We start from the raw sequence: 17,673 nt of genomic DNA, 5'->3' as shown, positions 1-17,673 counted from the left end.
AAGATCGTCCTTACCTTGTTGCCAGTACGGCCATTGTGATGCGCGATACACAGGTGAGTTCGCCCGCATCGTTGCTCATGTCGATTTGCCACACTTGCGTGGTGCGGCCGATGTGCACTGGCCGCGTGATGCCGGTGACCCAGCCGCTGGTGGCACCCTTGATGTGGTTTGCATTGATGTCCAGCCCCACCACGCGCTGGCCCACCGGGCTGCTGTAGGCTGCGCCGCACGAGCCCAGGGTTTCGGCCAGCACCACGCTCACGCCGCCATGCAGCAGCCCGTAGGGTTGCCTGGTGCGCGTGTCCACCGGCACGCGCGCTCGAATGAAGTCGTCGCCCACCTCCAGGAACTCGATGCCCAGATGCTGCACGGCGGTGTCGATGTGGCTTTCGGTGAGGATGGCGCAGGAGACGGGCTTTTTCCAGATGATCATGGCGTTCGGTGCATTGCGGATGAGGGTCAAAGACCCATCAACTGTAGCGAACGCACATGGCCATGCCCGGCACCGGGGCTCACCCGGGTGGATGGGCAGGTCAATGGTGGCTGGTCAACCCTTGCGCCGCAGCGTCACCACGGTGCCAGAGGGCGTTGGCAGCGCCCAGTGTGACGGCAGTGCGTGCAGCACGGCTCGCGCATCCAGCGAGCGGATGGGTACCGCATTGTCCATGGGAATGCGGTCGTGCGCCTGCAGGGCCATGTAGCGCAGCGCGCTCACGCGCAGAAACGATGAAAAGTTGCCCACCTCGCCGCGTGCAGCCACCAGCTCGTCGTAGAGCTTTTCGATCAGCTGCACCACCGTCATGCCGTCGCGTTCGCCGATTTCGGACAGCACGTCCCAGTACAGGTTCTCCAGCCGGATGCTGGTGACCACACCGTGCAGCCGCACCGAGCGCGTTCGGCTGGCGTAGCTGTCGGGGGCGGCGCTGATGAAGACTTCACACATGGTGGGACTCCCGCAGGAAAAAAGGTTGCCCTATTGTGAGTGGCTTGGGACCGTGCGTGGGGAGGCTGGATGTCAATTTCGCATGGTACCCAGGCGCCATCCGGGTTGCATGAAGTGGCCCAGGCCAGGCAAGGCGACGCGGGGGTGTTTCATCCTGTTCAGTGGGTGATCTTCGTGCCCAGCACGGCCAGAAACTGCGCGATCCACGCCGGGTGAGCCGGCCAGGCGGGCGCGGTGACAAAGGGCCCGTCGGTCACCGCCTGATCGACCTCGATGTTGGCGTAGGTGGCACCCGCCAGCTCGACCTCCACCTGGCAGGCCGGGTAGGCCGAGATGGTGCGTCCCCTGATGTCTCCCGTGGCAGCGAGCAGCTGCGCACCGTGGCACACGGCAGCCACCGGCTTGCCGCTGCTGGTGAAGTGCTTCACCAGCGCCACCACGCTCGCATGCATGCGCAGGTACTCCGGTCCGCGCCCGCCGGGAATCACCAGGCCGTCATAGCTCTCCGGCTTCACTTCGGCAAGCGTGGCATTGAGCGTGAAGCGGTGCCCCGGCTTTTCGCTGTAGGTTTGCGCACCCTCAAAGTCGTGAATGGCGGTGTGGATGAAGTCACCCGCCTTTTTGTCGGGCGCCACGGCATGCACCGTGTGGCCCACCGCCTGCAGCGCCTGGAACGGCACCATGGTTTCATAGTCTTCGCAATAATCGCCACAGATCATCAACAGTTTCTTGCCCATGTGGGTCTCCTGAGTGGGTGGAACATGGGCCATTGTTGAAGGCGGTGCGGTGGGCGGGGTAACAGCCGATTACTGCAGGCATGGGGGTTTGCCCTGAGGTGATTCACCGGTCCAACCCGGTCCGAAGACAGGTCCCTGTGGTGCGAGACCCACAAGACCCGCACCTCCCGCAGACCACCACCCTTCACAAGCAACACACCGAAGGCCGGGCAGGGGTGGAATGACTCGACAGAACTTGGACTGGTAAAGCAAAAATGCCGGAACGCTAGGAGCCTGCGCGGCCAGGCAGTGCTTGACCCACCTTGCATGGAGTCAGCTGGGCTGGTGAGCGGTGGTCTGCTCCACTGCGCGGGCATAGATGGTCAAGAGGTGGTCGATCTTCTTTTCCCAGTCGAACTCGCGCTCCACCTTGGCGCGCCCTTGTTCGCCCAGCCGGCGTCGCAGAGCGGGGTCGCGCGCCAGACAGATCAGGGCTTGGGTCATTTCGTGCGCAACGAAGCCAGGCCCTTCCGGGGGAATCAGGATGCCGCAGGAGGCATCAAGATAGTCGGCTGGCCCGCCCCAGTGGACCGCGATGACGGGAAGACCGGCGGCCATGGCCTCCAGAACGACAGCGCCGCCACATTCACGCACGCTGGGCAGCACCAGGCAGTCCTGGGCTTGAAGCCGCTCGGCGGCATCCACCTGGCTCATCCAGCCAGCAAAATACACCTTCGATTCGGTTTCACCGTCAGACGCAAGGATGCCCAGCGCCTCAGCGTGTCGCTTCAGTTGCGCAAGCAGGGGCCCGTCACCGATGACAAGCAGTGACATGGCTTGCTGTCGACAGGCTTTTGAAAATGCGTCCAGGAGAATGTCGACCCGCTTGACGTCGACCAGCCGACCCATGAAAACATAACGGGTGTGACTGGCGGCATGAGAAGGCTGCGTGGGTGAGCGCGGCTGCCACAGATGCAGATCGACGCCGTTTTCCACCATGGTTTCGACGCAGCGACTGTGGCCCGATGGCAGTGCCACGCGGGTTCTTTCGTTGGCCACCAGGATGATGGCCGCCTTGCGTTTGCCCGGTGCGAGTGCGTTGAGGCCATGCGACAACCAACGCATGGCGCGCAGGAGAAACCGCGTGAAAAACGAATCACCGGACCGGAAGGCAGCCGGAAAATCCATGCCGCCGTTCAATGGGCCGATCACCACGGGGGCACCCAGGTCGTACAACAGCGAGGGCTCCTTGGGGGAGACGGGGATGGGCTGGTGGACAACGTCAATCGCCAACTCCTTGACCAACCGGCGGGTTTGCCTGCGCTGATTGGCCTGGGTGAGCAGGCGGGAGAGGTAGCCTGTGGTGAGGTACTCGATGCGGGCAGGCAGTCGCCTGCCCAGCCGCCAGAGAAGACGATGAAGCTGCCAATCTTCAACATAAAGCACCTGGTCTGCGACATCACTGCCCTCGAATTCGGACCTCACGCGTGCGTGTGTGAACAGCCAGGTGGCAATTCCTCGCCGGCGCAGATGCTCGTAAAACTGCATCGGCAAGGCCGCTTCGCCACCGTACCGCCGTGACGCGTTTTCCGCCACGATGAGAACGCGCAACCCCGAGTGGTCTGAAGGCGATGTCATGGCTGTCTCAATGTGATGGAGCGCGCGCTGGCCGCTCGCTCTGCCAACTGGTGTCCCAGCCGGATCATGGGTCTTTCGACAAAGCGATAGCTGGCTGCGGCACACGCGAGAGACGCGATCAGCGCCACCGGCAGGGTCTGAACAAGCGGCAGGTCCCGGTGTGGCAGATCGACGAAGAACAGCATTTGCCAGATGTACAGGCTGTAGGAGTGGCGGCCGATCCAGCGCATGCCCGTCCACTCCAGCGGCCGGCTGGCCCAGTGCGAGGGATGAAGGACCGTGCAGATGATGAGCAGGGGCAGCACCAGGGCGACCAGCGTGCGGCGCAATGGCATGCCTGGCCACACGATCATCAGGAACGCAGCGATGCCAGCCAGCATGAGCACCCGAGGCACCGTCAGGTGTTGCTGCAGCCACTGCCGCCGCTCATCGGCCCGGAGCATCACGGCGAGGAAGGCCCCCCACATCAGTGCGTCGACCCGGTTCTCGGTGCGGAATTCGGCATTGAAACCCTGATAGAAGTGCCATTCGTGCGTGACCCAGCGGGCGACGATGCAGGTCAATGCCAGACCTGCCAGCACCTGGGCGGCGCGGCGGGGCAGGAGCCACAGCAGGATCCAGGGGATGACGAGATAGAAGTGCTCTTCGACCGCGAGTGACCAGAAATGGCTTGAGTACCAGCTGCCCGTATCGATGTAATTGCGGAAGAAAAAAAGCGAAGCCACCAGCTCGTCGTTGTTGACCTTCGGCAGCAGATCCATGCCCCGCAATGCGATCAGGCAGGCCAGGTAAACGGCAATGGGAGGAATGATTCGGAAGACCCGGCGCACATAGAAGCTGCCGAGATGGACGCTGCCAGAACGCTCTTTTTCACTCAGCAGCAAGGTCGATATCAGGTAGCCACTCAAGGCAAAGAAGATGTCGACGCCTATGCCGCCGTGACCCAGCAGGCGAATGGCGATTTCCATGCCTGGCCACTGCTGTTCTCTGAGGTAACTGATGGCATGGTTGCCGATGACCAGCGCGACCGCCACAGCGCGCCAGCCGTCCAGCGTCGGAATGTACGTGTCATTCGCGCGCGCACTGTGGGTAGCCGGACGGGACAACATGGTGAAGGGCCTTTGTCTGGGCTTGGTGGGGCCATGTCATCCGTGGTCGACGATCAGCAAACCATTGAGCAGTGCACCCAGGAGAATGCAGAGCGTGCGCCGGAAGCTGCCGTCAAAACGGTAGGTCTTGAGGTCCCGGTCATCGAGGTGTGACAGGTAATTGTGCGACCGGTTGTCCTTCAGGAGCTGGACATCCTCGTGTGGAACCAGCTTGCTGGTCCGGAAGCCGGCCTCGCCAAGCAGGCGCTGCCATTCGGACAGTCGCAAACGGTTGACGTAGCTCGACCGGTTCCAGGCGATCCAGCGCCAGACACGCGCCGAATGGCGGAGGCAGTCGTATTGCTTGCCCCGGTGGAACATGTGATAGTGATCGCGCAGGTCGACGCGGCAAATGAGCGTGCCACCCGGGCGAAGCACCCGATGGATTTCCTGGAGCATGGCCTGTGGATCGCGAAAGTGCTGCATGCAGTAACAAGCCCAGACCATGTCCACGCTGGCGTCTGCGACGGGTAGGGTGGCGCCGTCAAACAGGCGATAGTCCACGCCACGCTGCTGGGCGGCCTCCTCGGAGTGGTAGGCGACGATGTCGGCGGCAATCACGTACCTTGCACCACGCTCGCGTGCGAACTGAAGGGTCTCCAGCGTCTTGCCCGGACCCAGTTCCAGGATCACAGCATCCCGAATGTCTGCCATGCCTTCGAAAAACCGGAGGAGTTCCCGCGCCTGCTCTTCATTCCCGTCCATGCCCGTGACATGGGTCGGGAGCACCAGGCGCCGCATCCATGGAATGGCCAGCAACAGGTTGATGGCCATTGATTTCGCCATGGTCAGCAGTTGCCGCAAGCCTGAGAGGGGGGTATGCAAAGTGGGGTTCTCCGTGGTCATGGGTGGGGGGTGTTGCCTGCTGGTGCTGCGGAACGGGCCTTCCGCCCGGCTTGTTCACTCCGGCCGCTCAGCGGTGCATTCACTTGCGGGGTGTGCTCGCCCGCAGTGTGTGATGAAGGCGCCAACTGGTTCAGGAGGTTGGTCAGGGCCTGGAATTCGCGCGCGTCGCAGGCATAGAAGGCTTCTGCGTACCGAACACGGTGCTGAAGACCGCGGTATCGGTTGAGCCCCAGCACGCCGGCGGCATAGTCCCGGTCCGCCATCTGGGACGCGTACATGCGGATGAGGTCCTCTTTCTCTGCGGCTTGCTCACTGATGTCGATCATGATGTTGGGCCAAAGGGCGGTCCAGACCTCATAGGCATGCATGCGTCCTTTCCAGTCAAGCTGGACCGCTGCGTCCCCAACCGCCAGGGCACAGGCCTGGTGATCGGCGTGTCCGTCGCCAGGAAATGGGCAATAGATGATGTCCGGTTGAAACGACAGGATCTGGTCAACCAGCTGTTTTTCCAATGTGGTTTCGTATCGAACGAGTCTGCCGTCGGGCAAGTCCAGCCGGACCACCGACTCAAATTGCATGGCATTGGCCACCTGTTCGGACTCGTCGCGACGAAGCCTCTGCAGCCGACGCGCCAGATCGGCATCGGCGAGCCCAGCCGTGCTGTCCGTGGCAAAAACCACCCGTGTCTGGCTTCCCAGTTGCCGGTGTTGCAGCAACGTGCCGCCACAGGGAATCACCTCGTCGTCGGTATGTGGGGCGATGACGAGTACGCGAGACCGGACCGGCACATGCAGGGTGGAGGGGAGCCGGTGGGTCGCCCGTTTGAGGGCCACCAGCATCCGGCGTGCGGTGTGCCGCCGGATGGCGTGTTCCACGCGGCGCTGGAGAGCCTGCAAGAGGGGCGGCATGGGCGGACCTCAGGTGGCGCCGGGTCAGGGCGTGGGAAGCCAGTGCCCTGCATCCCTCTGGGGATCGAAGTGCAACGGATTCTCTGGGCTGGCTTGAGCGAAGGTCCGCTTGCAGCTGCCGATGGCATCCGCACGGTCCACGTAGGTCCAGAAGGTCTCGCAGAACGACTCGACCATGTAGCTTTTGCACTGGGTGAGAGAGGGATTTCTGGGGTCGACCTGCGAGGCCTGGGAGACAAAGTCCCAGGCCACCGTTTGCAGGGCGCTGGCCTGTGCCCCACCGATCCCGGCGGGTGCCCACGCCCCGATGGGCGAACGTCCGTAGATGGTGGCATAGGAGACCAGGGCCACGTAGTAGGCACCGGCACGCGTGAGGTGCACGTCATCCGTGAAAAGCTGATTCACCGTCGCCTGGACACTGGCCTGAGTGAGGCCAGGCACCTGTTTGCGCGTCGCCTGTTCGACCAGTTCGGCCAGCGCGGCACCTGCCGGTATGTGTCGCAGGCGGTCCGGTCGGCCTTCGTGGGCCAGAGAAGTGTTGACCCGTTGGGCAACGCATTGCCAGGCCTGATCGGCTGCGCGCTCGTAGCGGGTCCAGGGTTGCGGATCGGCCTTGTTCTTGATGCCCAGCCACGATGCGTAAAGGTGGGTCTGCACAGACGGATTGGCCTTGTAGGCCTGCTCATGGAAGTGCCGCAGGTGCCGAATGGTGTCTTCCCAGATCATGGCGCCCACCAGATCGTGCCTTTCGGTGATCAGCAGGACGCTGTATCGGTCTCCCCCGATGGCTTTGCCCTCTCGAAGCTCGGCGATGACATCGGTGTTCGTGCCCCCGCGATTCTTGCCCTGGCGGTAGCCCGACCAGTTCCCCTGTCCGTGGGTCCGCGCCCTGATGGTGGAGCCCAGGAGGATTTGCTGGTTGTAGCGCCCCGGGGTGCCCTGACTGGCGGCGATCTGGAGTATGTCGTCGGCGATCGGGTTGTCGGTCAGGCTGTGGCCAGAAACAAAAAGGCGCAGGTTGCCAGGGGGCGGAGGAGGTGACTTGCGTGCAGCCTGCGCTGGTTCCGATGCGAGGGACAGGGTCGGTGCCTGTGCCAGCACGGCCACACCCAGACAAACCAGCAGCTTGGCAAGGATGGAAACTGAAAAGTGCACAGGTGATTTATTCATGGGTGTGGTGGGGGTCGACGCCAGACGGATGAAAGATTCAGCGGTGGGGTGGTTCTTGCCAGTTCGGGGGAGCGCCGCAAACACGAGCACCCATTAAGAGAACGAAACCCCTACCTGACCTTGAGTTGAGTCAAAGTATGTATGAAAAAGTGTGAATTGGAAACGCTGTGTCCCACCCTGAGGGGATGAAACACCAGCGGCAATGGCCACGGCCATGCTGAACCCGTCCTGCGCGGTGGGCGTGCCGGTTGCGGGCGGTTTGCAGCGCTGAGAATCCTCGCGATACGACCCGGTATCGCTGCGTCTTGCGCCTTGCATTCATCCCGCAACCGGGCTCGCACCTTCACGGGGACTTGATCAGCGTCGCCTGACTCAGCGCTTGCGGCTGAGCAACCAGTACAGGAAGATGGCGCCGAAGGTGGCGGTGCCGATGCCACCCAGGCCAAATTCACCGAATTTGAGCGTGTATTCGCCGGTGCCCAGGATGATGGGAATGGCGGCCACCAGCAGGTTGCGGTTGTCCGAAAAATCGACCTTGTTGTCGACCCAGATCTTGGCACCGGCGATCGCGATCAGGCCAAACACCACGATGGACACACCGCCCATCACGGCCAGTGGAATGGCCTGGATGAGTGCGCCGAATTTGGGGCTGAAGCCCAGCACGATGGCGATCACGGCGGCCACCACGAACATGGCGGTGGAATAGATTTTGGTGGCGGCCATCACGCCGATGTTTTCGGCGTAAGTGGTCACGCCCGTGCCACCCGATGCGCCGCTGACCATGGTGGCCACGCCGTCACCAATGAAGGCTTTGCCCAGGTGCGGATTGAGGTCGCGCCCGGTCATGGCGCTCACGGCCTTGATGTGGCCCAGATTCTCGGCCACCAGAATCAGCGCCACCGGTGCGATCAGCAGAATGGCCTGCATCTCGAAAACCGGAGCGGCAAACGTGGGCAGGCCGAACCAGGGCGCACTGGCAATGCCCGACACGTCAATGGGTTTGCCCAGGCCAAGCCCGTTGGTGAGCACCGCGTAGATCAGGCTGGCCGCGATCAGGCCGACCAGGATCAGCAGGCGCTGCGTCATGCCTCGCGTGTACACGGCCACCAGGCCCACGCTGATGAAGGTCACCGCCTGCATCCAGGCGTCAAACCCGGTGGGCGCCATGTTCTTGATGGGAATGGCCGCCAGGTTCAGGCCGATCACGGCAACCACCGTGCCGGTCACCACCGGTGGCATGAGCCGTTCGATCCAGTGCACCGCTGCGCCTTGCTCCACTTCGTCCACGACCATTCCGGCCATGGGTACGGACCGGGTGTGCTTGACGTTGGTCGCATGCACGATGAAGCCGATGATCGTGTAGACCAGGCCGCAGATGACGATACCGCCCAGCGCCACGCCCAGGTTGGCATTGGGGCCGGGGCCTGCATAGCCGCTGGCCGCGATCACCACACCGATGAACGCAAAGCTTGAACCCAGGTAGCTGGGTACCTTGCCACCGGTAATGAAGAAGAAGATGAGCGTGCCGATGCCGCTCATGAGAATGGCCACGTTCGGGTCAAAGCCCATGAGCAGTGGCGCCAACACCGTGGCACCAAACATGGCGATGACGTGTTGCACGCCCATGACCGTGGTCTGGGGCCAGGGCAGGCGTTCGTCCGGCGCGATGACGCCGCCGGCGTCCAGCGTGCTGGCGGGTTTTTCGGTCCACTGAAACAGGGCCATGAGAATCTCCATTGCTAAGGTGGCGGCGATTCTGCACGTTTCGTGCCCGCCCCACCAGACGGACCGGCGGCACGGGTTCGGCGCTGTCTTTCAGGCGACGCGGAAGAAGCGCATTTCCACCCGGTCGGGGAAGCGCGCCCCGGTGCCGATGAACAGGCTCTCCGTCATCCAGGCCAGCGCCGGGTGCGACACCTCGAAAGTGGGCGCACAGCGGAAGTAGATGGCGGCCGGGTCCACCGGCTCGCCGCGAACCAGCCGTGCGATGTCTTCCGGCGAACCCCGACGCAGCGCGCGGTTCTGCACGAACACGTGCGCACCGGCCCATTCGGTGTCGTCCAGCTGAAGCAGGTAACGGGCGTCCAGGTCGGCACTCGTGGCACTCACCACCAGCTGAAAGTCCGCCCCGCCAGCCATCACGCGCCCATTGATGCGCCCGCTGACCGTGCCGCCGGTGATGGGGATGATGCGGCGCCTGCCGCGGCTGTTGAGACCGACGACGTCGCCGGCTTCGATGGGCGTGGCGACGTGAACAGTGAGTTCCAGAGCGGGTTCGAGTGTGGGGGCGGCAAGCATGTCGGCATTGTAGGAAAGACGGTTTCCATCGTGCTTGCCCGCTGGCGACTGCACAACCGGTTGCGCCCTGCTAATCTGCGTCTCAAGAGACAGGCCATGCTCCAACCGGCTCCCACAACAAGCGATGCCATGAACACTTCATCCCCCGACCACATTCCCCAGATCCGCCTCTACCAGAACTGGCTGGCCGAACACCACGACCTGCACTTCGACCATTACGATGCACTCTGGCGCTGGTCCACCACCGATCTGGATGCCTTCTGGCAGAGCATCTGGGACTACTTCGACATACAGTCGCCCACACCGCACACCGCTGTGCTGGCGAACAACGTGATGCCTGGCGCGCAGTGGTTTCCCGGTGCGCGGGTGAACTACGCGCAGCAGGCGTTGCGGCATGTGAAGCCGGCGCACGAAGCGGGTTTTGCAGCGGTCATCAGCCGAAACGAAAAAGGCCGGCAAGTGGAGCTGAGCTGGCCTGAGCTGCAGCGCCAGGTGGCCTCGCTGGCGCTGCATCTGCAGGCGCAGGGCGTGAAGCCAGGCGACAAGGTGGCGGCGTACCTGCCCAACGTGCCGGAGGCCATGGTGGCTTTTCTGGCCACGGTGAGCATTGGCGCGGTGTGGAGCATCTGCGCGCCCGACATGGGCACCCACGCCGTGCTCGACCGTTTCCGGCAGATCGAGCCGGTGGTGCTGATCGCGTGCGATGGCGTCACCTACGGCCACAAGGACTTTGACAGGCTGGGCGTGGTGGCCGAACTGCGCGCCGCCCTGCCCACGGTGCGGCACGTGCTGCTGCACACCAACCTGGCCGAAGATGAGGCCGCGCGCGAACATGCGTTGCAGGTCTTGGCGCCTTGCACGGACTGGACCGAAGCCGTATCGCGTGACGATGCGGACACCGCGGCTTTCGAGCCCGTGTGGCTGCCCTTCGACCACCCGCTGTGGATCGTCTACAGCAGCGGCACCACCGGCCTGCCCAAGCCCATCGTGCATGGTCATGGCGGCACGCTCATCGTGGCGCTGGCTCTGAAGATTCTGCACAACGACGTGGGCTGCAGCTACCACGCCAACAGCTGGGGCGAGCGCTACCACTGGTACAGCTCCACCGGCTGGGTGATGTGGAACGCACAGACCAGCGGCCTGCTGGGCGGCACCACCTGCGTGATCTTTGATGGCAATCCGGGGGGCTCAAAGGAAAAGCCAGACTGGACCACGCTGTGGCGCTTCGCTGCAGAAACGGACGTGACCTTCTTTGGCGCGGGGGCGGCGTTTTTCGCGAACTGTTTGAAGGCGGGGGTGGACCTGTCTGCGTGTGGCGATCTGTCGAAAGTGCGGGCGCTGGGCAGCACCGGGTCGCCATTGTCGGAAGAGGCGCAGAACTGGGGGACAGAGCAGTTTCGGCGTCTCAGGGTTGTGGCCGGAGCGAACGACGATTCGCCGCCGGGCCGCCCCAAGGCGAATCAGCCCCCTCGGGGGGCAGCGACCCGCGCAGCGGCGGAGCGTGGGGGCAATATCTGGTGGTGCAACATCTCAGGCGGCACCGACTTTGCGGGGGCGTTTATTGGCGGCAACCGCGAACTGCCCCAGACCCCCGGCCGCATGCAGTGCCGGCTCATGGGCTGCGCGGTGGAGGCCTGGAACGAGCAGGGGCAGCCGGTGATCGACGAGGTGGGCGAGCTGGTGTGCGCGCAGCCCATTCCGTCCATGCCGCTTTACTTTGTGGGCGACACCGACAACCGGCGCCTGATCGGCAGTTACTTCGACATGTATCCCGAGGGTCACGGTCGCCGTCCCGGCGGTGGCAATCTTGAAAAGGACGCTGGCGCCGTCTGGCGCCATGGCGACTGGCTGCGCATCCACCCGGACGGCTCGTGCGTGATCTACGGCCGATCGGATGCCACGATCAACCGCCACGGCCTGCGCATGGGCACCAGCGAGCTCTACAGCGCGGTGGAGGCGCTGCCCGAGGTGCTCGACAGCATGGTGGTGGATCTGGAGTACCTGGGCCGCGAGAGCTACATGCCGCTGTTCGTGGTGCTGCGTCCCGGCGTGGCGCTGGATGCGGACATGAGGGCCCGCATCGTGGACGCGATCAAGACCGCGTTGTCGCCGCGCTTTGTGCCCAACGACGTTTTCCAGGTCGAAGAAATCCCGCGCACGCTCTCGGGCAAGAAGCAGGAACTGCCCATCAAGAAGCTGTTGCTGGGCCAGCCGCTGGAAAAAGTGATCAACAAGGAGGCCATGGCCAATCCGGGTTGTCTGGACTGGTACGTGCAGTTTGCCGCCTGTCGGGCGGTGGGCTGAAGCGTTGCGGCAGTCTCCCGCGCGACCGAAATACCCCTTCAATCGGGTTGACCCGCTTTCCCCCGAGCGCGCATGGGGCTATTTTCAGAGGCCCGGGGCGCCATGCCCGAGCCGATCAGCCCAACAGGAGACACCCATGACCCACCCCAAGCCCTCCCTGAATCGCCGCCAGGTACTGGCTGCTGCCGCTGGCGGTGCCGCCGCCGTTGGTGCGCCAGCCCTTTTCAGTTCCAGCGCATTCGCGCAAGACAGGTTTCCTTCCCGAGCCATCACCCTGATTGCGCCCTGGCCCGCCGGTGGCGCCAGTGACGGAGTGATGCGCGCCATCGCCGAGAGCGGCAGCCGCGCGCTCGGCGTGCCGATCGTGGTGGACAACCGACCCGGCGTGGGCGGTACGCTGGGAGCCGCGGCCATGGTCAATGCCAGGCCCGACGGCTACACGCTCACCCAGTTGCCGCTGGGCATCTACCGCCTGCCTCACATGCAGAACATGCCCTTTGACCCCATCAAGGACCTGACCCATGTGGTCTGTCTGGTGGGCTACACGTTCGCCATCACCTGCACGCCGGATGCGCCGTTCAAGACCATCCAGGAAATGGTGGCCTACGCCAAAGCCAACCCGGGCAAACTGGAATACGGCCACACCGGCACGGGCACCACGCCGCATCTCGCGGTGGAAGAGTTCGCCGAAAAGGCCGGCATCAAGCTCAACCCCATTCCCTACAAAGGCTCGGCCGAGCTGGTGCCCGCGATCCTCGGGGGCCATATTCGGGTGATGAGCGGCACACTGGACGTCGCCCCGCATGTGGAAAGCGGCAAGCTTCGCCTGCTGGCGACGCTGGGCAGCCAGCGCGCCAAGGCGTTCCCCAACGTGCCGACCGTCAAGGAAAGCGGCTGGGACACCATCAGCGAGTCGCCCTTCGGTATCGGTGGGCCGGCCGGCATGGACCCTGCCGTGGTCAAGGTGCTGCACGACGGGTTCCGCAAGACACTGGAGGATCCTGCGCTGATCAGCGCGCTGGACAAGTTCTACATGCCGGCCATCTACATGAACACGGCCGACTACACGGCGTATGCCCAGCGCACCTTCCTGGCCGAGAAGGCCACGGTCGAGCGCCTGGGGCTGGCCAAGAAGACCTGAACTGCGACCATCCAATGCATTCTTCCTGCCAAGGCACCTTCGGGTGCCTTTTTTATGGGTGCATTCAGGCGCGTCAGCGGTCTTCGGTGTGCCGGTGCTGGTGGTGAAGGTCCGGTACGTGGGCATGGCGGTGGTGCAAGGACTCGTGCCGGTGAAGGTGGCTGTGGGCCTCCGTGGGCATGGGATCGTGCGTGTGGAGGTGGTGGCCATCGCCGTGCACATGGGCGTGCTCGTGTTCCATCGCCTCGTGGGTGTGGTCGTGGTCGTGCCGCTCGGCCAGGTGCAGCACCACGCCCAGCAGCATCAGGCCCGCCGCAATACCCATGCCCAGGGTGGCGGCTCGCTCGCCCGCCAGCACTGCGGCGGCGGCCCCCAGGAAGGGCGCAAACGCAAACACCGAGCCGGTGCGCGCCGCTCCGATGCGGCGCTGCGCCAGCAAATAGAACCGCAGGCTCAGGCCGTAGCCCATGGCACCCAGCGCCAGCAGCGCTCCGGCGGTCGCCCAGCCTGGAGTGGCCTCGCCGGCCGCGGCAGCCAGCCCCACCGTGGCCACCGTCCCCAGACTCGCCTTGATGCCCACCACCTGCGCCGGATCGCGATCGGCCACCCCGCGCGACAGCGCGTTGTCCAGACCCCAGGCGACGGTCGCCAGTGCCACGGCCGCCAGCCCCAGGCCTTGCAGCCGGTCCAGCGGTCCCTGGTCGATCACCAGCACCGCGCCACCGAGCAACAACAGGGTCACCGCGGCCCACACCCGCCGATCCAGCATCTCGCCATACAGCCAGCGGGCGAACGCGATGGTGCAGACGGCTTCCAGCGTGAGCAGCAGCGACGCGCTGGTGGCGGTGGTGTGCTGCAGGCCCCAGGCCAGGGCTACCGGCCCCATCACCGCGCCCAGCAGTGCCATGGCACAGAGGCGCGCCGCATCGCTGCGCTGCACCCGGGCCTCCTGCCTCGCAGGCACGCGCGTGAGCCATGCCACGCCGGCTGCGCCGGCGTAGAGCAGGGCGGCGGTGGTGAACGGTCCGATCCCTTCGCCCGCCAGTTTCAGCAGCGGCGTGGTCAATCCGAACAGCACCGCAGACAACGCGGCCAGCAGACCGCCCTGCAGCGCCGGCCAGCGAGCAGCGTTCATGGGCTTGTCTCCAATCTGAAAGCGACGGGGCCGGCAGGCGCGGGAGCGGCAGGCGCTTTGCTCATGTCCGCCGCGCCCATGGCTCAGACCATGCGTTTGATGGCGCTGTACGAACCGCGGACCTTCAGGGTGATGGTCACGGTTTGCTGGCCCCTGTTGCGCCAGAACCAGCCGTGCGTGCCGTCAAACGCGGCCAGCAGTTCCCCGTGCTCGCCGGTGGAGTCACGGCCTTTGCCATACCCGTGGTAGAAGCCCCGGGGCGCGTTCACCGGGTCGCCGTGCACGTCGAAGTTCACCCCACCGCCGGCGGACGCCCATTCGAAATGCACCTCGGCGCCTTCACGCATGCTCAGCTTGTATTCGGCAGCCTCGCCGGGCCGCAGCGTGACGCTCACTTCGTCGCTGCGCATGGCCGACTCGGCGGCGGGGGGTGCCGTCGATGATGCCGCGGCCACCGGTTCGGCGGCGGTGACAGGTGCAGCTGAAGGATCCATTACTGGCGGCACCTCCGGGGTGGGCGCAGCCGTCTCAGTGGCAGCCTCGCGGGCCAGCGCCTGCTTGATCTCGCCCATGGCCGTGAGGCCCAGCGCACGACCCACGCCGGTGGGGTCGATGCCGTATTCGCTGGGCAGCACCACGGCCACGAGCAGCACGAGCGCGCCGATGGCGGCCAGGGTGGTGGACTTGAGCAGCTGGGCCGTGCTGGGCAGCTCGGCGCGTTGGGGCAGGTCGGTGTTGTACATGCGGTGATTCTTCAGGAAACAAAATAACCGGTGATCTGTAAACCCACGAGCACGAAGCCCGCAGACATCATCACCACATTGGCGGTGTAGGCGTGCTTGAAAAAGCCGTCGGTGCGGCGCCAGAAACCCATGGCAATGAGGATGCAAGACAGCGCCAGCAACTGGCCGATCTCCACCCCCACATTGAAAGACAGCAGGTTGGGCAGCAGGCCATCACGCGACATCTCGTACTCCTGGATCTTGGTGGCCAGGCCGAAGCCGTGGATCAGGCCGAACACCAGAGTGGCCAGCCGCGTGTCGGGCTGAAAGCCAAACCAGCGCTGGAACGCGCCGAGGTTGTCCAGCGCCTTGTACACGATGGACAAGCCGATCACCGCATCGATCAGGTAGCTGTTGATCGAGGTGCCGAAATAGACCCCCGCCAGCATGGTGGTGGAATGGCCCACTGCGAACAGGGTCACGTACAGCGCGATGTCCTTGAGCTTGTAGAGGAAGAAGACGACCCCGAGCAGGAACAGGATGTGGTCGTAGCCGGTGAACATGTGCTTGGCACCCAGGTAGGCGAACGGCATCAGGTGCACGCCCGTGATTTCCTGGATGTAGCCCTTGTCGCCTTCGGCCACCGCATGGGCCAGGGCGGCCGAAGAGAACAGTCCGGCGGTGAGACCCAGCGCCATGCGCGCCAGGGGTGGTGAGAGTGTGCTCATAGGTACTTGGTGATGTCCTTGAACTCGGCCAGGGCGTTGCGCGCCTGCCGGGGCGTACCTTCTACCGCATGTTCCAGACAATGGTCCAGATGGTCGTGAATCAGCAGCTTTTTTGCTGCGCTGACGGATTTCTCCACGGCGTGAAGCTGCTGTGCAATGTCGGCGCATTCGCGGCCCTGTTCGAGCATGCCGATCACGTTGAACAGGTGACCGTGGGCGCGCTTGAGGCGCTTGATCAGGTCGGGGTGGGAAAGGTGTCTGTGTTCGATCATGAGTGCATTGTGACCCATCCTCCTGGAGAGGATAAAAACCCTTCAGACTTGCTGCCGTCTGGCTTCATTCATCCTGCCATGTGGCGCGTGGCGGGTATCTGGCAGCGAAGTTTCAGCGCGGCCCTTCGCCGCCATGGCAGACGCAGGCCTCACCATGTGCGGCCGAGACCAGTTCATGCAGAATCCCGCAGGGCTGACCATCGGTGGCACCGGCACAGCGCGAGCGCAACTGCAGCAACTGCCGCTCCAGCGCCCGCATGCTTTTCAGGCGTGCCCGCACGCGAGCCAGCTGGTCGTCCACCAGGTGGTTCACGTCGTCACAATGTTCGTCGGGATCGTCCACAAAACCGAGCAGCCGCTTCACGTCGGCCAGCGGCATGTCCAGCGCGCGGCAGTGGCGGATGAAGGACAGCCGCTCCAGGTGCGCGCCCTCGTAATTGCGGTAACCGTTGTCACGCCGTGCCGGTTCGGGCAGCAGGCCCTGTTTTTCGTAGTAGCGGATGGTCTCCACATCCACGCCCGTGGCGCTGGCCAGTTCCTTGATCTGCATGTTGGGTGGCTCCCGGTTGAAAAGAGATGTTGACACTGTAGTGACTACAGGGTTTCCAATCAACTGACTGAAAGGAATCACCATGTCGGCCCCATGCTGCGAACACGACACCCCCAAGCCCGGCGCCATCGCCAACCTGGCCCGCTACCGCAAGATCCTCTGGATTGCGTTGCTGGTCAACGCCGTTATGTTTTTCGTCGAAATCAGCGCAAGCCTGCAGTCCGGTTCGCTTGCGTTGCTGGCCGATGCGGTGGATTTTGCCGGTGACGCGCTGAACTACGGCGTGTCGCTCGCGGTGCTGGCCTCGGCGCTCGCGTGGCGCGCACGCGCGGCCATTCTCAAAGCTGTCAGCATGATGGGCTTTGGCCTGTATGTGCTGGGGGCTGCGCTGTGGTCGGTCTGGCACGGCGAGGTGCCGCAGGCACTGACCATGGGCGTCGTCGCGGTGCTGGCGCTGCTGGCCAATGTGGGCGTGGCCTGGATGCTTTACGCGTTTCGTGAAGGTGACGCCAACATGCGCAGCGTGTGGCTGTGTTCTCGCAACGATGCCATCGGGAATGTGGCCGTGCTGATGGCCGCTCTGGGCGTTCTGGGTACCGGTTCGGCCTGGCCTGACCTGCTGGTGGCCAGCCTCATGGCGGCGCTGGCGCTGCACGGCGGCTGGTCGGTGCTCAGGCAGGCGAGGGCTGAAATTGGGCAGGCGCGCGATGAGGAGGAGCGCCATGGCCATGTTCACTGAACACCCGTCCACCGCTAGCTTTGATGTGCCTGTCTTTGCCGAACTGATCCACCGGGCCAAGACCGCCAGGGATGCTGATTTGCAGGCGCAAGCCTGGCTGGCACTGGAGGCCGCGCACGTGGTGGGTCAGCGCCACTTCGGGCCACACGTGGAATCGCATGTGCTCATGCTGGGTTTGGCGGTGCGCACGATGGACTGGCCCGAGGCTGCGGGGCAGTTGTTCAGGCTGGCCCTGGTGCCGCTGGGGCACCTCACGGGTCGCCTGCCGCTGGGCAACCCGGGGCGGTCCACGGTGAGTGCCTTCAAGCCCCTGCCGGTTCGCCCCGAACTGAACGCGTTGATCGAGCAGGCGCGTGCGGCGGGGTTCGCTTCCGGTGATGTGGGCAGATAGGGCTTGAGCTTCACCGAATAACCG

At 64.3% G+C, this 17,673-nt stretch carries 19 protein-coding genes; 4 read left to right on the top strand and 15 right to left on the bottom strand.

Translation table 11 applies throughout. The features are described 5' to 3' along the window. Positions 1–10 precede the first annotated feature (10 nt). The 10 genes from Q7V46_RS17005 to Q7V46_RS16960 all read right to left on the bottom strand — a co-directional run bounded on the left by Q7V46_RS17005 (position 11) and on the right by Q7V46_RS16960 (position 9,667). Entirely contained in the window at positions 11–433 is a 423-nt protein-coding gene (locus Q7V46_RS17005) for a hotdog fold thioesterase (RefSeq protein WP_304914753.1), read from the bottom strand. 114 nt (positions 434–547) lie between these two features. Continuing rightward, the gene (locus Q7V46_RS17000) at positions 548–943 is read right to left on the bottom strand and encodes a ribbon-helix-helix domain-containing protein (RefSeq protein ID WP_304914752.1); all 396 of its coding nucleotides are present in this window, start codon (positions 941–943) and stop codon (positions 548–550) included. 158 nt (positions 944–1,101) lie between these two features. After that, positions 1,102–1,680 (bottom strand): DJ-1/PfpI family protein, encoded by a 579-nt coding sequence (locus tag Q7V46_RS16995; RefSeq protein ID WP_304914751.1) that lies wholly within the window; start codon positions 1,678–1,680, stop codon positions 1,102–1,104. A 312-nt stretch (positions 1,681–1,992) separates the two neighbouring features. Further along, positions 1,993–3,297 carry a glycosyltransferase family 4 protein gene (locus tag Q7V46_RS16990; protein WP_304914750.1) on the bottom strand — a complete coding sequence of 435 codons (1,305 nt, stop codon included), beginning with the start codon at positions 3,295–3,297 and terminating at the stop codon, positions 1,993–1,995. Continuing rightward, the gene (locus tag Q7V46_RS16985) at positions 3,294–4,406 is read right to left on the bottom strand and encodes an acyltransferase (protein ID WP_304914749.1); all 1,113 of its coding nucleotides are present in this window, start codon (positions 4,404–4,406) and stop codon (positions 3,294–3,296) included. The genes Q7V46_RS16990 and Q7V46_RS16985 overlap by 4 nt, the downstream gene beginning before the upstream one ends. Before the next feature lie 36 nt (positions 4,407–4,442). Further along, entirely contained in the window at positions 4,443–5,291 is an 849-nt protein-coding gene (locus Q7V46_RS16980) for a class I SAM-dependent methyltransferase (RefSeq protein WP_304914748.1), read from the bottom strand. Next, the gene (locus Q7V46_RS16975) at positions 5,288–6,199 is read right to left on the bottom strand and encodes a PIG-L deacetylase family protein (protein ID WP_304914747.1); all 912 of its coding nucleotides are present in this window, start codon (positions 6,197–6,199) and stop codon (positions 5,288–5,290) included. The genes Q7V46_RS16980 and Q7V46_RS16975 overlap by 4 nt, the downstream gene beginning before the upstream one ends. 24 nt (positions 6,200–6,223) lie before the next feature. Next, positions 6,224–7,369 (bottom strand): hypothetical protein, encoded by a 1,146-nt coding sequence (locus Q7V46_RS16970; protein WP_304914746.1) that lies wholly within the window; start codon positions 7,367–7,369, stop codon positions 6,224–6,226. A gap of 372 nt (positions 7,370–7,741) precedes the next feature. After that, entirely contained in the window at positions 7,742–9,094 is a 1,353-nt protein-coding gene (locus Q7V46_RS16965; protein ID WP_304914745.1) for a solute carrier family 23 protein, read from the bottom strand. 90 nt (positions 9,095–9,184) lie between these two features. Then, complete coding sequence (locus Q7V46_RS16960) at positions 9,185–9,667, bottom strand: DUF3237 domain-containing protein (protein WP_304914744.1); 483 nt, start codon at positions 9,665–9,667, stop codon at positions 9,185–9,187. Between the two features lie 129 nt (positions 9,668–9,796). On the opposite strand from Q7V46_RS16960, the gene Q7V46_RS16955 reads away from it, so the two are divergent. Together Q7V46_RS16955 and Q7V46_RS16950 are read left to right on the top strand one after the other, a co-directional pair. Continuing rightward, entirely contained in the window at positions 9,797–11,971 is a 2,175-nt protein-coding gene (locus Q7V46_RS16955) for an acetoacetate--CoA ligase (protein ID WP_304914743.1), read from the top strand. Between the two features lie 136 nt (positions 11,972–12,107). Next, positions 12,108–13,112: a tripartite tricarboxylate transporter substrate binding protein gene (locus Q7V46_RS16950; RefSeq protein WP_304914742.1), complete on the top strand. Its 1,005-nt coding sequence runs from the start codon at positions 12,108–12,110 to the stop codon at positions 13,110–13,112. A 73-nt stretch (positions 13,113–13,185) separates the two neighbouring features. Here the strand turns inward: Q7V46_RS16950 and Q7V46_RS16945 are convergent, their stop codons facing one another. From Q7V46_RS16945 to cadR, 5 genes are all read right to left on the bottom strand, one after another. Further along, on the bottom strand, positions 13,186–14,247 hold the full coding sequence (locus Q7V46_RS16945; RefSeq protein ID WP_304914741.1) for a DMT family transporter: 1,062 nt from the start codon (positions 14,245–14,247) through the stop codon (positions 13,186–13,188). 83 nt (positions 14,248–14,330) lie between these two features. Next, positions 14,331–14,990: a transmembrane anchor protein gene (locus Q7V46_RS16940; protein ID WP_304914740.1), complete on the bottom strand. Its 660-nt coding sequence runs from the start codon at positions 14,988–14,990 to the stop codon at positions 14,331–14,333. 11 nt (positions 14,991–15,001) lie between these two features. Then, entirely contained in the window at positions 15,002–15,667 is a 666-nt protein-coding gene (locus Q7V46_RS16935) for a HupE/UreJ family protein (protein WP_370690377.1), read from the bottom strand. Between the two features lie 26 nt (positions 15,668–15,693). Beyond that, positions 15,694–15,969, bottom strand: a complete 276-nt coding sequence (locus tag Q7V46_RS16930; RefSeq protein WP_304914738.1) for a metal-sensing transcriptional repressor — start codon at positions 15,967–15,969, stop codon at positions 15,694–15,696. 112 nt (positions 15,970–16,081) lie between these two features. Beyond that, positions 16,082–16,519 (bottom strand): Cd(II)/Pb(II)-responsive transcriptional regulator, encoded by a 438-nt coding sequence (gene cadR, locus Q7V46_RS16925; RefSeq protein WP_304914737.1) that lies wholly within the window; start codon positions 16,517–16,519, stop codon positions 16,082–16,084. 82 nt (positions 16,520–16,601) lie between these two features. On the opposite strand from cadR, the gene Q7V46_RS16920 reads away from it, so the two are divergent. Continuing rightward, a complete protein-coding gene (locus Q7V46_RS16920; protein ID WP_304914736.1) occupies positions 16,602–17,258 on the top strand; it encodes a cation transporter in 657 nt (218 codons plus the stop codon). Continuing rightward, on the top strand, positions 17,242–17,649 hold the full coding sequence (locus Q7V46_RS16915; protein ID WP_304914735.1) for a DUF3703 domain-containing protein: 408 nt from the start codon (positions 17,242–17,244) through the stop codon (positions 17,647–17,649). Before Q7V46_RS16920 ends, Q7V46_RS16915 begins: the two co-directional genes overlap by 17 nt. Positions 17,650–17,673: the final 24 nt, after the last annotated feature.

The organism is Hydrogenophaga sp., from assembly GCF_030651625.1.
Lineage (GTDB): Bacteria > Pseudomonadota > Gammaproteobacteria > Burkholderiales > Burkholderiaceae_C > Hydrogenophaga.
The sequence above is the reverse complement of the archived record's forward strand: the minus strand, read 5'-3'. Positions and strand labels throughout refer to the sequence as shown.

Bases quoted from the DNA above. Each gene is read 5' to 3' on its own strand.
- Q7V46_RS16920 (WP_304914736.1), top strand. From the start codon at position 16,602: ATGTCGGCCCCATGCTGCGAACACGACACCCCCAAGCCCGGCGCCATC.
- Q7V46_RS16945 (WP_304914741.1), bottom strand. From the start codon at position 14,247: ATGAACGCTGCTCGCTGGCCGGCGCTGCAGGGCGGTCTGCTGGCCGCG.
- Q7V46_RS16935 (WP_370690377.1), bottom strand. From the start codon at position 15,667: ATGGCGCTGGGTCTCACCGCCGGACTGTTCTCTTCGGCCGCCCTGGCC.
- Q7V46_RS16980 (WP_304914748.1), bottom strand. From the start codon at position 5,291: ATGACCACGGAGAACCCCACTTTGCATACCCCCCTCTCAGGCTTGCGG.
- Q7V46_RS16990 (WP_304914750.1), bottom strand. From the start codon at position 3,297: ATGACATCGCCTTCAGACCACTCGGGGTTGCGCGTTCTCATCGTGGCG.
- Q7V46_RS16940 (WP_304914740.1), bottom strand. From the start codon at position 14,990: ATGTACAACACCGACCTGCCCCAACGCGCCGAGCTGCCCAGCACGGCC.
- Q7V46_RS16955 (WP_304914743.1), top strand. From the start codon at position 9,797: ATGAACACTTCATCCCCCGACCACATTCCCCAGATCCGCCTCTACCAG.
- Q7V46_RS16915 (WP_304914735.1), top strand. From the start codon at position 17,242: ATGGCCATGTTCACTGAACACCCGTCCACCGCTAGCTTTGATGTGCCT.
- Q7V46_RS16930 (WP_304914738.1), bottom strand. From the start codon at position 15,969: ATGATCGAACACAGACACCTTTCCCACCCCGACCTGATCAAGCGCCTC.
- Q7V46_RS16960 (WP_304914744.1), bottom strand. From the start codon at position 9,667: ATGCTTGCCGCCCCCACACTCGAACCCGCTCTGGAACTCACTGTTCAC.
- Q7V46_RS16965 (WP_304914745.1), bottom strand. From the start codon at position 9,094: ATGGCCCTGTTTCAGTGGACCGAAAAACCCGCCAGCACGCTGGACGCC.
- Q7V46_RS17000 (WP_304914752.1), bottom strand. From the start codon at position 943: ATGTGTGAAGTCTTCATCAGCGCCGCCCCCGACAGCTACGCCAGCCGA.
- Q7V46_RS16985 (WP_304914749.1), bottom strand. From the start codon at position 4,406: ATGTTGTCCCGTCCGGCTACCCACAGTGCGCGCGCGAATGACACGTAC.
- Q7V46_RS16950 (WP_304914742.1), top strand. From the start codon at position 12,108: ATGACCCACCCCAAGCCCTCCCTGAATCGCCGCCAGGTACTGGCTGCT.
- cadR (WP_304914737.1), bottom strand. From the start codon at position 16,519: ATGCAGATCAAGGAACTGGCCAGCGCCACGGGCGTGGATGTGGAGACC.
- Q7V46_RS16975 (WP_304914747.1), bottom strand. From the start codon at position 6,199: ATGCCGCCCCTCTTGCAGGCTCTCCAGCGCCGCGTGGAACACGCCATC.
- Q7V46_RS16995 (WP_304914751.1), bottom strand. From the start codon at position 1,680: ATGGGCAAGAAACTGTTGATGATCTGTGGCGATTATTGCGAAGACTAT.
- Q7V46_RS16970 (WP_304914746.1), bottom strand. From the start codon at position 7,369: ATGAATAAATCACCTGTGCACTTTTCAGTTTCCATCCTTGCCAAGCTG.
- Q7V46_RS17005 (WP_304914753.1), bottom strand. From the start codon at position 433: ATGATCATCTGGAAAAAGCCCGTCTCCTGCGCCATCCTCACCGAAAGC.